The sequence below is a fragment of the Acidobacteriota bacterium genome (assembly GCA_040752675.1).
Taxonomy (GTDB): Bacteria; Acidobacteriota; Polarisedimenticolia; order JBFMGF01; family JBFMGF01; genus JBFMGF01.
The window spans coordinates 1-15,132 of the sequence record JBFMGF010000116.1; the positions used below are offsets into that span (position 1 = coordinate 1).

Here is a 15,132-nt window from a genome sequence, read left to right on the forward strand (position 1 = left end):
GCCCCCGAAGATCTACGGGATAGATGTAAAGGGATAATCTCATAGTAACACGCCGAATTTTTACTTTTGCTCCAACTCTCTGATTTTAAATAGGATTCTCGATTGTGTTAAACTATGACTGTCGAACACAGGGGCAACAACCTTCGTGTAAGGCTTTTCCTTCATAGCTATACCTCCTCCTTTCTGTGAAGTTGTTTCAGGATAGTTTTTTGAGACTATCCCTTCCTTAAAAGACACAAAATCTGCTTCGTGGAGTTAAGTTCTTGACCAAAGGAAAATAAACATAAAATATAGCGGTCAAAAATTTATGATCCCGGGCCTTCCTTTTCTGCCCGTATTTCGACCGCTTATTATAACATAGAAGAATTTTCTTGATAGAAAAAAATCAACCGACTATTGGAGCCAGCGGGCAAGCCATCCGTGGACGGTCTTCCACCAGAGCTCGGCATTCTTTGGTTTCAGAACGAAATGCCCTTCATCGGGGAAATACAAGAGCTTTGATGGAATGCCCATCCACTGGAGAGCCGTGAAGAGCTGGAAGGCTTCACTCTGATCGACCCGGAAATCCAGTCCTCCGTGAACGACGAGCATCGGCGTCTTGAAATTTTTCACATGACTTCCGGGCGAGAGATGTTTGTACAGCTCCGGGTTGGTCCATGGAGTCCCTTTGAACTCCCACTCGGGAAACCAGAGCTCTTCCGTCGTCCCGTACATGCTTGCAAGGTTGAAGATGCCGTCATGACTGATGAGGCATCTGAAGCGATCGGTGTGCCCCGCAATCCAGTTGATCATGTAACCGCCGTAGGAAGCTCCCGCCGCGGCTATTCTGTCTTTATCAATGAAAGGATAGTTTTCGAGAGCGAAATCAACGCCTTTCATGATGTCCTCATAGACCTTCCCTCCCCAGTCGCCGCTGATCTCGTCACAAAACTTCTGGCCGAAGCCGGTGCTTCCTCTCGGGTTGATCATGACGACAACATATCCCGGAGAGGCGAACATCTGGCCGTTCCATCGATAATGGAACTCGTCGTTCCAGGCTCCCTGAGGGCCTCCATGGATTAAAAAGACAGCCGGATATTTCTTTGATGCATCGAACGCGGGCGGCTTGAGAAGAAAGGCATGCACCTTCGCCTTCTCCGCTCCCTCGAACCAGAACTCCTCCAGCTTGTTCATCTCTATCGTCGCCAGGAGTTTATCATTCACGCTGGTTATCTTTTTCAAGCCTTTTCCATCGACCCCGATCGTGAAGATTTCGGAAGGCATATCGGCAGTCTGTCTCAGGAAGAGAAGTTTCTTTCCATCGGGAGTGATTCTCAGGCTTGTGTTCGTTCCCTGCTGAAAAATTCTTTCTATATTGCCCGCGGGAACGGAAATCCTAAAGATCGAATGCCCACCATTCTCAGCGCATTCGAAATAGATGATCCTGCTGTCTGGCGACCAGACAACATCTCCGACGGAACTATCGAAAGTCCCGGCCTGCCCGTCCGTCAGATCGATTGTCTCACCGCTTTTCCTGTCATAGAGCATCAGGGAATATTTATCGGCTTCGAACCCCGGCCTTGCCATCGCGCGGTAAGCGATGTATCTCCCATCGGGAGAATAAACCGGCTGGTTGTCCGTCGCTTTGTTGGTCGTAATCCGTTTTTCCGCGCCCCCTTCGACCGGGATGATGAAGATGTCGTTATTCGTGCTTCGAGCGACGACCGGGTCGGTGTTCTTGACGAAAGCGATCTCTTTCCCGTCCGGAGAGAAGGCATAGTCAGCAGCTCCGCCAAGGTCGAGCGGTGGAACGTCAAAATCTCCTGGTGTCAGGTCTTTCGCTTCTCCGCTTACCCTTTCGCCATCTGCAGGAACGATGAAGAGATGGCTTCTCGTCCTGTCCGCCCAGCGATTCCAGATCCGGAAGAAGAGCGATTCGATGATCTTGGCTTTAACCTGGCTTTTGTCCCTTGCATCATTTTTTTCCTTGTTGCACTTATCGTCGGGGCAGTCGGGATAGACATTGGAAGTAAAGGCGAGATGTTTGCCATCAGGCGACCAGAGGACTCCGGAAGCTCCAGTTGAGAGGCTCGTCTCTTTCCTCGCTTCTCCCCCCTCGATCGAGATGAGGTAAACCTGAGATTCTCCATCCCTGTCCGAGATGAAAGCAATCTTCTTCCCGTCGTGCGACCAGACCGGTGAAGAATCGCCTCCCTGGCTATTGGTGAGCTGTCTCGCCTCACCCCCATCCACCGGCGCCAGCCAGATATCGCTATTCGATTTGTTCTCGTCCTTTGAATAGTAAGTCACCGTGAAAGCCACCGTTCTGCCATCCGGCGAAATCGCAGGAGCACTCAGCCTGCCAAATGAAAACAGATCATCAAAGGTTATGGCATGCCTTTCTGTTACACCCACTGTCGCTTCCACTGAAGTTGCAGAGGCCTTTTCTTCTATTCCTACTGAAGCTGCAGGTTGAGTCTCCATGCTAGAAGCCATACCTAAAAACGCTGATATAAGAATCAAGATGATCAGCGCATATCCCAATGTATATCTCAATCGAATCTTCATAGAAGCTCCTTATCTGTTCAAGTGCACCTTTTTGTATATGCTTTGGTATGATCCGTTCAAAATTGCTTTGGGCGCGCGCTTTCTCATGATCCGATCAAAGCCAACAGGGGTTCATTTAAGCCGGATATGAATGGTCTTTTCTTTTGAATTGAGATCGAATTTCACTTTCTCGAACCGAGGCATCTTGAAGAAGATTCTGACATTGTTCGAGAAGCCGAGGGGCTCCTTCGGGATGCCAAAGACGCCTCTATCAATTTTCATATTTCCATTCTCGTCATGATACGCCGTGATGGCATATTCGCCAAAGGGGAGATTGTAGACAACCCATCGGGCAATTCCATCCAGAACGCTCACTTCTCCCATCCGGACAGGGCACATCTTCTCGAAGTTCTCTCTGGAATTGAACAGAACCAGTTCAACATCGCCTATATCATCCTTCGTTCCCGTAACGCTGACAACGAGCTTCCCCGTCTTCTCGAAGCTCTGGACAGGTGATCCGGAACTTTCAAGAGTCCACTGGTAGCGGCTCAAAGCCTCCAGTTCTTCATCGGTGAAGGCCAGTCCCAGCTTTCTGCAGGTCTTCATGATGAGGTTCCTGTTCAGCTCAGGGCTATAGTCATGAAATCGACCAGAGATGTCCCCGGAATAGAAATTATTCATATCGATGGTTTGGACCGCGGTGTTCGGGTCAAAGTTAAAAGAAGAAAGGTCGATTTCCTTGATGGGTTTTTGCTCGGATGTCCTGTAAGATATCCTGAGCTTTTTAAGGTCAAAAACGATCGTCCAGCGCGTGATGCCCGTCGAGACTTCGGACAGTACGTTGAAGGCATAATCCACAGCATTCAGACCTGGTCTGGATTCATCAAAGTAGTATTTTTTCAATAATTCCGCGGCTGTTTTGAACCGATTCAGCGAACTCCATTTGGGGGCACTCTGAAGCCGATTCGGATTTTCAAGATACTTGACCGACCTCGCGTAGGTGCTGTTTGTGCCGACTCCATGAGGGAGCGCCTCTCCACTGTGGACGACCATCTTGCCGTTAAGGAATTCGATGATGGCTGTCTTTCCGGAAGCGTCCACCACGAAATAGCGCAGGTTGGCAAAGACCGGCACGATGAAGACCGCGGAATCGCTCTTGATGACTTCATCAACGGAACCGTGGTTATCCAGTTGATACTGGATCCACTGTAATTCATTCAGGGTAGCTCCCGAATCACGAGACGGGTATTCCGTATCATCCAGCCATGCCGGACAGATGACCAGACCCTTCTCATTCATCCCGCCATTGGGGAACTCCTTCCCGTACTGATTGAAGGTGACACTTCCGTACCTTGATATCCATCGGGCAGGCCGGCCTGCACCCGTCACCAAGGCCATTTTTTGCACATCCCGTTTATTAATTATGATGAACGCATCGTAGAAGAACCAGTCATAGTTGTATCCCAGGACGATCTCTTCGCCAGGTTTCAAGCATATATGGGTGCAGGCATGGGATTCCGGGAAAAGGATCAGTCCGTTCAAAATGAAGCTCATCAGAGCGAGCAGTGTCATCGTTTTCATGAATGTTGCCCTGGAACCAGCTCGTTGACCTTCTCGATGGTTCATCGGCCCTTTGATTCTCATCAACTCGATACCGTGAGAAATTTTTGCTTTGTATTGTAATGCACACCTCCATCAAGTCAATGAGATATCCATCTCTATCGGTTTTTATTCGATTATGGCTTTCCACCGCTTGAAGCTTGATCGAGGAGCGGTAACAATGCCTTGAAAAAGCTGGATTGAAGCAGATCCACTACGGGCAATCGCCACCACCGGAAGCGATCTCGGCATCGCGACCTTCACGCCGCACCGGATCAGTCGTCGTGTCGTAGGTTCCATAGCTTGTTCCGTTCTGCGATCGCACTACGTAATAGAACCCCTGACCCGAAGGGGGAATCGCGCTGTCCGTGTATTCGGGATTGCTCAAGTCATTCTGGAAACACCACCCGCTGTAAATCCCCTTCTCATTCCTCATCGTCATGAGGTCTCCCTTTATGATGTCAAAGACGGTGCCTGCAAGCGGCGATGGATTCCAGTAGAAATCCTGCTTGTTTGGCTTGAACTTAAGTCCCGTAACAATACCCGGTCCGAGCATCGCCTCGTTTGTGAAACGTGTGATGATCGCTCCTGAAGAGGTCAGAGATACCTCGTATCGAATGAGAACAGCCGCATCGTCCTCATCAACGGCAACATCCAGATCTGCCTGGAAGCCAGGGTCAAGAGTGATGGGGCCTGCAGGGTCCGGTATCCACTTCGCGATGAGGTCCCAGTTCAGGTCATCTAGCGGGACAAGCGTATCCTGCACGGCATAATCACGTCTGATAGTGACCGCTTCACTAAATGTGTCAGAGAGCTGCACGACATCCCTGACGAAGCTTCCCGGTGGTACGAGCCAGAACTGCCAGGGAACGGGAATCTGCTTTACCTTGATCTCGCGAGTCCAGAAGGCGCGCACCAACGGCTCCGGCGTATTAGGGTTCAGCCTCAGGCCAAAATGTTTGGTCTCGCAATGCGTCATCGGGTTGTGGTCATCGATCCAGGTAACTTCAGTCCCGCCGCTAATCGAAGCGATGACGGGATCGATTCCCCAGGCGTTCATGCCGCGGTACCAGTCGAGAACGTCCGCCGGCTGAATGTTGAGGATGTCGAGTTCCAGGTCATGGACCGGCTTGCCAGTCTCGTTGTGCGCGTCGAAGTTGCTCAACGTCCCCACGATGGAAGGTTGCTGGGTCATGGGCGGTCCGGGCATTACTATCTCCGCTTCGTTCACGAAGCGCGTGATGAGGTCATCGGGATTGCTCTCCAGAGCCACCGTGTACCGAACAAAGACTCCCTGGTCTCCCGGCTCCACTTTGATAGGCAGCTCGACAGCTCCGCCTGGAGGGATGACGACCGGGTCACCGGACACGGGCAGCCATGGAATGGTCGGGTTGTCCCAGTTCAACTCATCGAGGGGAACGCGGAAGGGTCCTCGCGCATACTCTCTCGTGATCTGGACCGCTTCACCAAAATCAGCACTCAGACTAATTCTGTCGATTATCGTATTATCGGTGCTGTCGTCCACTCTCCATGTCTGCCAGGGAACGGGTATCTCCACAACTTTCAGATGTTTCGTCCAGTATCCCTGGACACCGCATGGGACTGCCGCATCGGATGCCAGCTCTACACCAAAATGACGCGTCTCGCAGGACCCGATCGGTTTGCGAAAATCGGCCCATGTTACTTCTGACTGGGGCAGTCCCTGGATGATTGGTTTGTTGCTCGTTGGATGGAGACCCCACGCCATGCTTCCTTTGTACCAATCCAGGATATGCTCCGGCTTGATCAGTCGCATCTCGAGTTCCAGATTGCTTACCTTTCCTCCCGAGACGTTAGTGGCGTCAAAGTTGCTGAGATTGCCGATGATCTGAGGTTCCGGAGGCTCTACTGGAATCCAATCGATCTCCGCCTCGTTGACGAATCTTGTCTCCGGCTCAGTAGCGCCAATCCTCGTCACCGTGTAACGGATAAGGACGGCTCTGACATTTAAATCAACGAAGACATCGAAAAAGGATGGAACGCCGGGCTCAAGAGTTACAGGCCCACCAGGATCAGGATTCCAGATAATGCTGGGATTATCCCAGACGAGCTGGTCAAGAGGCACCGTCGTCGATGAAGTCGCCCACTCTCTCAGGATAACGACCGATGCGTCGAATGTATCCGAAAGCTGGATGATGTCCCGCACGAAATTACCTGGCTGTATCTGCCACCACTGCCATGGGACAGGAAGCTGCCAGACCTTCACGATGCGTGTCCAGTAGGCACGGACAAATGGCTCTGGAGTGTTCGGATTGAGGCGCAAACCGAAGTGTTTTGTCTCGCAGTATTTCATCGGAGTCCATTCATCGACCCAGTTCACCTCAGTTCCACCAGGGATCGGAGCAATGTAAGGGTCGTTAGTAGCGGGATGCAGCCCCCAGGAATTTGCACCTTTGTACCATTCCCAGACATCCTGAGGAGCGATGTTGAGGATGTCCAGCTCAAGGTCATGCACCGGCTTTCCAGTATCATTGTGAGCGTCGAAGTTGCTCAGCGTCCCGACGATTGATGGGATCTGACGATCCAGACCCATTTCGATTTCCGCTTCATTAACGAATCGTGTTATCACATTATCAGGATTTCTCTGAAGGGCCACGGTGTAACGGACAAATACCCCCTGGTCGCCAGGCACCACTGGAATGCTCAGTTCGACTTTATCTCCAGGATTGAGGACCACTGGATCCGTGGGCACCGGTGTCCATGAAACAGGGAGGGGAACATCCCAGTTCAGGTCGTCGAGCGGCACCCTGAATGGACCAACGGCATATTCACGCTTGATCATTACGGCTTCGGCAAAATTGGCATCCAGTCGTATAACATCCACTATGGTGTTCGGCTCCGCTCTCCATGTCTGCCAGGGAACAGGGATCTCAATGACTTTCACGTGGCGAGTCCAGTAAGCCTGGACACCGCAGGGATGAGGGGCATTCGGATCGATTCTCAAGCCGAAGTGATACATCTGCCCCTGCTGGATGGGATTGCGAAAATCCGCCCATGTGACCTCGCTTCCGCCGATATCCCTCTTGATGGCCGGGATTCCCCACGCGTTGGCTCCCTGGTAAAATTTCAGGATGTCCACCGGGTTGATATTACGCAGGTCCAGCTCTAGGTTCGTCATGGAGTCATCGCTGTCGTTGTGCGCGTCGAAGTTGCTCAAGGTCCCCATGATCTGCGCTGGAGCGAGCGGAGAGAACAAGAGCAGGATAAGAGCGGCACTGCAGAACATAAGGGATTTAAGGAAATGGGTAGTAAGGATGATTCGCTTCATGGCTCCCTCCTCCTTTCATGGATATAAATTGTTTGAAGTTCATAATGTAAGAAAAGGTATTAAACTTACTCGGTCATGGCTACCCGAAGGCATCTGTTTATATACAACTTTTGATAGTATAAGTCAATATAATTTTTCCGATAGCAATTACTTCTCAAATCTATCAATGTTTTTCTTTATGAAGTCTTTGATGGAAAGGTCGTCGATATATACTTCTTCGAGGACGGCAAGTCCGGACTTAACACGGACAGTTGTAAAACCACTGCACTTCTTTTCTTCGCTATACTTGCAGCAAGCTTTTCTTACCGGAGGAGCAATCTCCTCTTCGAGATAGAACCTGTCGAAGGGAAGAGATAAAGTAGCTTCTTTTGACCCGCTCTTTTTCACAGTAGCTTTGATGTAATTTCCCCCTTTAGGACGCATCCTGCTTACTGACTTGAAGCAGGCAAATCCATTCTCATCGTTCTCAAAGAGTGCGTAAACACTCTGTCCCTCGAATATTCTCATCCCTTCAGGCAACGTCACTTGATCTCCCTTGAAAGAAAGAGCGACATAGCGTCCGGGAATGGCATCTGAAAAGTCCACGGAAGTCACCTTGAATTTAAACTGCTTTCCTGTGCGGAGCGTGATTTCGCGACGGACGAGCATGGAAACAGGAACAGCAATCTGAATTACAGCAAGAAGGCAAAAGAGACCAAGAGTCCAATGCTTCTTTCTCACTGTGCACCCCCTTTCTTCCGCCTGAGAAGAACAAGGTTCGTCAGCAGGAAACCTGCTCCACAGACAATGAAAGCGATTCCGCGAGTCAGAAAAGAGAATTCCAGATCGAAGAATCGTGACACGATCACAACTAACAGAATGAGCATTCCTAAATTCACCGTTTCCAGGTTCTCTTCTTTCAGTCCCGCAGAAAGCGTGACGACTCCCAGGGCAATCAAATAAAGGTTGAATATGATCACTGGGATCATGATAGGACTTCCCTGATTGTTGAGGATGAAAGCGATGATGGCCGGAACAGGGATCATCATGTACAGACCTTTATAGCCGCGGTAGAGACGAAGCCGGATGAGCATATAAAGAACCGTGACGAAGAAAGCGGCTGTCATGATCACATCTGCCGCAAACTCAAACCTGGATAGATGGAGTTCCTGCCAATAATGGGAACTACCAATTTCTTCCCATGGTGGTCTATAGCTGAGGATATAGGCAATGACGAGAAGGCCGATTGTTCCTACCGCTTGAAGTGGATTCTTCACTATTCTAGCGTTCTCGTCGAACCACCGAGTTCCGATGAGATACATCAGGGCAAAAAGAGAGCTGTAGTTGATGACCCAGAGACCCGGCGCTGCGTTTCCAAGCGTAACGCCTGTTGCCCAGCAAAGACTGAGAGAAAGCCCCCACAGAATCAGCATCGGATGCAAATCGTAACGATCAACTTTCAGGAGTTTCCTGAGATAGGGAATGACCAGGGCAACAAGTGGCCAGTAGAGCAAAACATTTTCTCCTGAAACGGCGCTGTTGCCAGCCCAGAGTGTTAGCAAAACAAAGTAAATCAAGACGGGCACAGTCGCATTCATGAGATAGACAAGAGGGATGCCTAGGAGAATCCATGTCAACAGGAAATCTGTCATATCTCCCGGTATCTGGTAAGTCTGTGAGATCAGAGCAATGGCAGCTCCGATGGCAATCATGAGGAAAGTAGATGAGCCCTCCCTCCAGGCAACGGAATCGCTCTTTCGCCAGATGGTTGATCCAGCAAGGAGTTGCCCGATGATCAGAGGAGCCAGAGACAGGACTGTTCTCGTCGGCCTGGAAAGATCCTCCCAGTTGTGGGCGAAGAGGAGGATGATCCCGAGACCGATGAGGAGGGCTCCCAGAACGCTGGAGATGATGAGTGCGAGCTGGAAGCCACTTCTTGCTTTGACCACACCATAATGTGTCCGCAGCTTCTGGGCGCTCTCAGGAGTGAGAACGCCTTTGTCAACAAGGGATGGCAGTTCTTCATAAAGCCATTGAATGTACTTTTTAGCCATATTTTCTCCTCATGATGCAAAGCATGACTTGATAATCAGGAGAATTCGCGCTGATAGATCTTAAGCATGGCAAGCAGAAGAACAACAACCAGCGGTCCCAGGATGATGCCGATCGGACCAAGCCACATGCCGCCTCCCATGATGCTCAGAGCAAGAAGCAGCGGATGGACATTCACTTTTCCGCGCATTATAAGCGGCTTAATGATATTATCCACAGTGGAGACAATCCCGATCCCGTAGATCAAGATGAAGATGGCAGCTACCCAGCGGCCTCCGATCAGCAGGGCTGCTGCTGCCGTGACGTACATGATAGGTCCACCGATCACCGGGATTAATGTCACTCCAATAGCAACCAGTCCCCATATGAAAGGATTGGAGATCCCGGCTATCCAGAAACCGATCCCGATGAGTATTCCCTGAGCAACTGACGTTGCGATCATGCTCAGGAAAGTGGCGGAGATGACGAAGCGGATCTCACGCACGATGACCTTCTTGTGCTCTTCATCCAGCGGTAGCAAGGATAGGATGCTCTGATACAGGCGAGCACCCTCGGCAAAGAGGACAAAGATGAAGACGATCATTAACAGGAGTCCACCCAGAAGACCGATGGTTGCCGAGAGGACGCGTGGAGAATATTGATAGACAACGCTTCCGATGGATTTAAAAACGCCGAGAACGGTGCTTCGCAGATCGAAATCGGCTGGAAGAAGACCAGCAACAATGCTGATTTTGCTCTTGACCCATTCCGTTGCTTGATCGATCTGTTGTGCCATCTGCCCGCCCTCAAGCTGAGTAGTGATGTTCATTACGACATTGGCCGCGTTTGATATGACGACTCCGACGACTATCCCAAGAGGTATGATTACTACAAGTAGAACAAGGAACGTGGCACAGAGGGCAGCGATGTACCTTCTCTGCCTCAGCCATCTGAGAAGGATCTGATAGATCGGGTCGCAGATGATGACGACCAGAACGGCAAGAAGCCCGGGCATCAAGAACGGCTTGATGATGGCGACAAATGCCACAAGCAAAAGCCCCAGCAGAACCAGAAATCCGATCCTCGTCCCTTTGGCTTGCATTCCTCTCCTGTCTCAATAGCTACCGACCGGCACAATTCCGAAGCTTAACACGTTCGATGCATTTATCTGCCTCTACCGCCTGAATGTTATCTAAAAAAGAGTGAGTTGCGGGCTCTCTTTTTCACCTTCCATTTCAATTTTCTCTCCGGCGGCAAGTTTGTGAGCCAGCCTTAGCGGCTCAGGTATCCTGAATTTTAAAGAGCAAGCAAGAACGATGTCAATCGATTTGTTCAGGTCGATCCTGTGGCCTACGGAGACGAATACCGGCTGAACCCCATCACGAGTTCTGAGGACTGCTCCGATCCTCTCTCCTGAATTGTTTGTGAGATAGGAAAAATCCCCTTTGCGATCACCAGGCTCGTCATACTTTCCGTAGAGGCAGGATTTTGCGCATCCTATGGATGGTTTGTCTGTCAGGATGCCAATGTGGGTTGCCAGTCCCATCCCTCTTGGATGCGCGATTCCCTGCGCATCACACATAAGGATGTCCGGCTCCGATTTCAATTCTTCGAGGACCGAGATAAGCGCCGGCACTTCCCGAAACGCAAGGAGCCCCGGAATGTAGGGAAACTCACATTTTCCTGATCTGAGCCTCGTTTCAATTACCTTCATGTTGGGATAGGTTACGATGACTACTGCAGCAAGAACGGTATCGGAATCAGGGAAAGAAACATCCGCCCCGGCGATTGTTCTTACATGTCTATTATCCCAATTCTGAATGACTTTCTTCGACAGGCTGTTCTGAATGGCGCGCGCTTGCTGCGGGCTTACCTTCCACGGATGCAACATCCTGACAAGCATATTTCGCTCTTTCTAGATGGGTATTACTAAAGTCCTTCTAAATTTCCTGCTATTATACATCGTTTTATTAGTGTAATTTGAATTTCATCTGGTTTTGTTTTTATAGCAATATACCTTGCATAACAATGATTTTTAGATTTCTTCTTGACTCAAGGGATTCCTTAAAGTAATGTTAGGGTGATTTTCCCCAAGCTGGTACTTCCAGCGGAGTTTGGTTTTTAGGCTGTTGCAGTTTCTACTTTTTTATGACATCTAAAGTGAAGAAGAGCACAAACTACAATCTTGGCTCCTACCTCAGAAAACTCCGGGCACAACGAAGGCTTTCTCTAACCAAAGTGGAAGAGTTATCACTTTCCTTCAAAGATCCTATTAAACCATCCTATCTATCAAAGATTGAAACCGGGAAGTTTGTTCCCGCGCTTCCAAAGCTAGTGACACTGAGCAAGATCTACGGCGTGAAAATCCAGAGCCTCATTGAACGCCTCGACCTTGAAGAAGATGCTGCCCCTGTTGACCTCACCGGCATCACCTACGAAGAGCTCAAACAGAAAGGGTTGGAAGAGCTTCGGCATGGTAATTTCAAAAAGGCTCTTTCCTTCTTTGAAGCCTCCTTGGATCTCTCCATGCTTTCAAGAAAGGAAAAGACGGCCGAATCCGAGCTGAGCATCGCAGTCATGCTCCGCAACATGGGCAAATTGGAACTCGCAAAACTTAAAATAGAAGAAATCCTTCTTAAATATTATCAGAACAAAGATATTACCGCCCGCGCCTATTTAGAATATTCCTATATTTTTAGAAGTCTAGGCCATTTTCCTTTGTCATTATCAACTATTAAAGAAGCAGAAAATTTATCAAACATTTTAGACAATCCAGAATTAAATGCCTATATCTTTCATTTAAAAGCAAATATCCATTCTGAATTGAACGAAGTTGAAGATGCAATAAAAGAATATGAAAAAGCAGAAAAAATCTTTGTGCAATTAAACAACAGTCTAGAAATATGCCGTACAATTTCTAATAAAGCTATAGCCCTTGCAAAGAAAAAAAGCTATGACGCGGCTATTAAGCTTCTGGAAGAAAGCCTAGCCATGGCCTATAAATATGATTTCAAGAAATTAGTAGCAATCATATTAAGCAACTTAGGATATTGTTACTACTTAAAAAATAAAAGAAAAGAAGCTATTAGATATTTTGTTCGATCAAACAATATTTCTAGAAAAGGCGATTACTATAACATCCTTTTCACAAATTGCTTTTATTTAATGAAGATCAATGAAAAAATGAACGCTTCAGATTCGGTTGAACAATATAAAAAAGTCTTAAGATCCTTTTTGCCAAAGATTGAAGGTACGTTCTCTGCATTAGAAGAATTTAAGAGCCTTCTTGAACTAGAAGGTTTAAAGGATAAATGATGAAGCTCAGATTCATAATAATATTTACCTTTTTTGCAATGTGTGGCATTTCTTTGCATGCTGAATTATCTGTTGTAAAAGACTCTAGTGACAATTATGCAAGCACTATATTTACTTTTAATGAAACACAACATAATGAATTTTGGAAAAAATTTAGTAATAATCCAAATAGAGCTCTATTAAATGAAAATGGAGATTTAAATGGTGATGGAAGGCCATCCTTTGCAATAAACTCTTTTACTGGATTTCCTGAAGTCGCGTGGAGTAGGTTCGATATAAATAAATATGAAATTGTCTATTCATTTTACTCTGGCGCGGAATGGTCTAATTATGAATTTCTAACAAATGACAATATAGATGATTTTGATCCTTTTATAGTTGTGAGTGAAGATGGAACGGTAAAAATTGCATGGTGGAGCAACGAGTTAATTCCTCAAGTCTACTATAAGATAAAAAAATACACTTCAAATTGGTCTTTAGTTCTACAGATTTCAGATCCATTAGAAAAAAGCAAATATCCTTCCATAGCCCCATATCAAAACTTGAGTTACGTGGCATATGAAACAATTGATTCCTCAAACAATAAATCTATAGTTGCAGAAATAATTGATGATAATGATCCTATTCCTCATGTATCCTCAAAGACAACTATAGGAACTAGTACATTCCCTAACAATACTATGCCCACAGTACATGCTATGAATCAGCATGTGTGGGTTGATTGGATTTATGATGAGAATTATCTTGCTTGGAGTGAAAAGATAGGAGATCAATGGACCCAGCAGAGATATGAGCCCTACTCAAGCTCTGAAGATATTCCGCGAGCCCGCCTTTATATAAAGATAAAAGTTTTGAACAATCAGTAGCTCTCTTGCTCAGCTTAAACGCAAAAAATCATTTAGGATACCTGCTTAAAAATCTCAGAAAAACGCACAATCTTTCTTTGAAGAAGGTTGAAAGTTTATCTGCCATCACTGGTAGAAAAATATCAATCTCATACTTATCAAAGATCGAATCCGGCAAAACCTTGCCTTCTATCCCTGTTTTGCTGACATTAAGTAAAATTTATGATGTCAGTCCAAAATTATTGATCGAGAAACTGGAACTCGGACATCCCAGTCGCCCTGAAGAACATGCACTTTATTGCGATGAGATAAATTTCAATAGTTTTCCCAAACTTGATGAAAGCAAAATTAAAACAGGACTATCCTTCCTAACGCTCAGGACAAAAAGCTCTAATGTCATTAAAGATAAAAACATATATCTCGCACTGTTGCACGCGATAGTTTTTCTGCGGAAAACAGGTAAGCTCAATTTAGCAAAAGAAGCATCAGATCAGCTGATTTTAATATCACAAAAAAATGAGCAACATCTCGCCAGGGCTTTTTTCGAATTTGCATTTATTTGCAAACTGCAAAAAAATTTTCCTCTAGCGTTGGCTTCAATTTTTGAATGCAAAAGACTTCTTAATCAGAGAAGGAATCTATATCTCTTCCCTTTTGCTTTACATCTTGAAGGAAATATTCTTCAGCACTTAGGGAAAATTACTGATGCTCTTCTATCTTATCAACAAGCTCTTGAAGAATATGAAAAACGGAAATATAAGAAAGAAATTTGCACTACATTGAATTGTATGGCCGTTGCTTATATGACAATGAAGAAATTTAAAAAAGCAAAATCATTATTAGAAAGAGCTTTACTGTCTGCAAAAGAAGAAAATTTGTTGCGAGCGCTTTCTCAAACCTATCACAACTTAGGCTGTTCTTGTTATTTTGAGAATAAATTTGACCAAGCCATCGGCAATTGCAAAGAATCAAATACGATAGCCGAAAAATGTAATTATTATGACATTCTTTTCTTTAATTATTATTACCTGATGAGAATATATGACAAACTAAATGATGACAGTGCAAAAGAATTTTGCAAAAAGAATTTAGACTATCTCCTTCACAAGATAAGCAATTTCCCCTTACACGACAACGAAATGCAGAAATACATTGAAGAGCAACTGGCTATTGCATATCGATGAAAGCCTTAATGTTGGAATTATCCTCTTTCACGGCTTTCAATCCTTAATCGCCAGGGAGGAGATGAGGCGGGTGATGTCGGAGTCGGTGTTGAAGATGTGGGGGGAGACGCGGATCATCCCTTCTCTATAGGAAACGATGATCTTTCCCCTCGCGAGCTTGGCAGCCAAACGGGCTCCATCTTTTACTTTGAATGAGAGAATGGACGAGCGATGCGCGGGAGTGAGAAGACTCGCTATTTCAATCCCCTTACTGTGCAAAAAATAAATTAACGGGTCAAGGAGACTCTTGAGTCTCTTCTCGATGACCGGAATCCCAATCCCTAAAAGTAGCTTCAGCGATTCGCCG

The 15,132-nt window shown here is 46.9% G+C and carries 11 protein-coding genes; 3 read left to right on the plus strand and 8 right to left on the minus strand.

Translation table 11 applies throughout. The annotated features are described in order from the left end of the window. Positions 1 to 393: 393 nt before the first annotated feature. From AB1756_10345 to nfi, 7 genes are all read right to left on the minus strand, one after another. Positions 394 to 2,547, minus strand: coding sequence for a S9 family peptidase (locus AB1756_10345; GenBank protein MEW5807727.1), 2,154 nt, complete (start codon positions 2,545 to 2,547; stop codon positions 394 to 396). A 111-nt stretch (positions 2,548 to 2,658) separates the two neighbouring features. Continuing rightward, on the minus strand, positions 2,659 to 4,152 hold the full coding sequence (locus AB1756_10350) for a DUF2141 domain-containing protein (GenBank protein MEW5807728.1): 1,494 nt from the start codon (positions 4,150 to 4,152) through the stop codon (positions 2,659 to 2,661). Between the two features lie 187 nt (positions 4,153 to 4,339). Continuing rightward, positions 4,340 to 7,432, minus strand: coding sequence for a hypothetical protein (locus AB1756_10355; GenBank protein ID MEW5807729.1), 3,093 nt, complete (start codon positions 7,430 to 7,432; stop codon positions 4,340 to 4,342). 147 nt (positions 7,433 to 7,579) lie between these two features. Beyond that, positions 7,580 to 8,152, minus strand: coding sequence for a GDYXXLXY domain-containing protein (locus AB1756_10360; GenBank protein ID MEW5807730.1), 573 nt, complete (start codon positions 8,150 to 8,152; stop codon positions 7,580 to 7,582). Continuing rightward, positions 8,149 to 9,465, minus strand: coding sequence for a DUF2157 domain-containing protein (locus AB1756_10365; GenBank protein MEW5807731.1), 1,317 nt, complete (start codon positions 9,463 to 9,465; stop codon positions 8,149 to 8,151). Before AB1756_10365 ends, AB1756_10360 begins: the two co-directional genes overlap by 4 nt. 35 nt (positions 9,466 to 9,500) lie before the next feature. Then, positions 9,501 to 10,544: an AI-2E family transporter gene (locus AB1756_10370; protein ID MEW5807732.1), complete on the minus strand. Its 1,044-nt coding sequence runs from the start codon at positions 10,542 to 10,544 to the stop codon at positions 9,501 to 9,503. 90 nt (positions 10,545 to 10,634) lie between these two features. Continuing rightward, positions 10,635 to 11,345 (minus strand): deoxyribonuclease V, encoded by a 711-nt coding sequence (gene nfi, locus AB1756_10375; protein ID MEW5807733.1) that lies wholly within the window; start codon positions 11,343 to 11,345, stop codon positions 10,635 to 10,637. Between the two features lie 257 nt (positions 11,346 to 11,602). On the opposite strand from nfi, the gene AB1756_10380 reads away from it, so the two are divergent. The 3 genes from AB1756_10380 to AB1756_10390 are packed head-to-tail and all read left to right on the plus strand — an operon-like array spanning position 11,603 to position 14,786. Then, positions 11,603 to 12,757: a tetratricopeptide repeat protein gene (locus AB1756_10380; protein MEW5807734.1), complete on the plus strand. Its 1,155-nt coding sequence runs from the start codon at positions 11,603 to 11,605 to the stop codon at positions 12,755 to 12,757. Next, the gene (locus AB1756_10385; protein ID MEW5807735.1) at positions 12,754 to 13,623 is read left to right on the plus strand and encodes a hypothetical protein; all 870 of its coding nucleotides are present in this window, start codon (positions 12,754 to 12,756) and stop codon (positions 13,621 to 13,623) included. Before AB1756_10380 ends, AB1756_10385 begins: the two co-directional genes overlap by 4 nt. Before the next feature lie 5 nt (positions 13,624 to 13,628). Continuing rightward, complete coding sequence (locus AB1756_10390; protein MEW5807736.1) at positions 13,629 to 14,786, plus strand: tetratricopeptide repeat protein; 1,158 nt, start codon at positions 13,629 to 13,631, stop codon at positions 14,784 to 14,786. A 36-nt stretch (positions 14,787 to 14,822) separates the two neighbouring features. On the opposite strand, the gene AB1756_10395 is transcribed toward AB1756_10390, so the two are convergent. Further along, positions 14,823 to 15,132, minus strand: a 310-nt coding sequence (locus AB1756_10395; protein ID MEW5807737.1) for a hypothetical protein, incomplete at its 5' end; no start/stop codon positions are given.

Bases quoted from the DNA above. Each gene is read 5' to 3' on its own strand.
- AB1756_10345 (MEW5807727.1), bottom strand. From the start codon at position 2,547: ATGAAGATTCGATTGAGATATACATTGGGATATGCGCTGATCATCTTG.
- AB1756_10350 (MEW5807728.1), bottom strand. From the start codon at position 4,152: ATGAACCATCGAGAAGGTCAACGAGCTGGTTCCAGGGCAACATTCATG.
- AB1756_10355 (MEW5807729.1), bottom strand. From the start codon at position 7,432: ATGAAGCGAATCATCCTTACTACCCATTTCCTTAAATCCCTTATGTTC.
- AB1756_10365 (MEW5807731.1), bottom strand. From the start codon at position 9,465: ATGGCTAAAAAGTACATTCAATGGCTTTATGAAGAACTGCCATCCCTT.
- AB1756_10370 (MEW5807732.1), bottom strand. From the start codon at position 10,544: ATGCAAGCCAAAGGGACGAGGATCGGATTTCTGGTTCTGCTGGGGCTT.
- nfi (MEW5807733.1), bottom strand. From the start codon at position 11,345: ATGCTTGTCAGGATGTTGCATCCGTGGAAGGTAAGCCCGCAGCAAGCG.
- AB1756_10385 (MEW5807735.1), top strand. From the start codon at position 12,754: ATGATGAAGCTCAGATTCATAATAATATTTACCTTTTTTGCAATGTGT.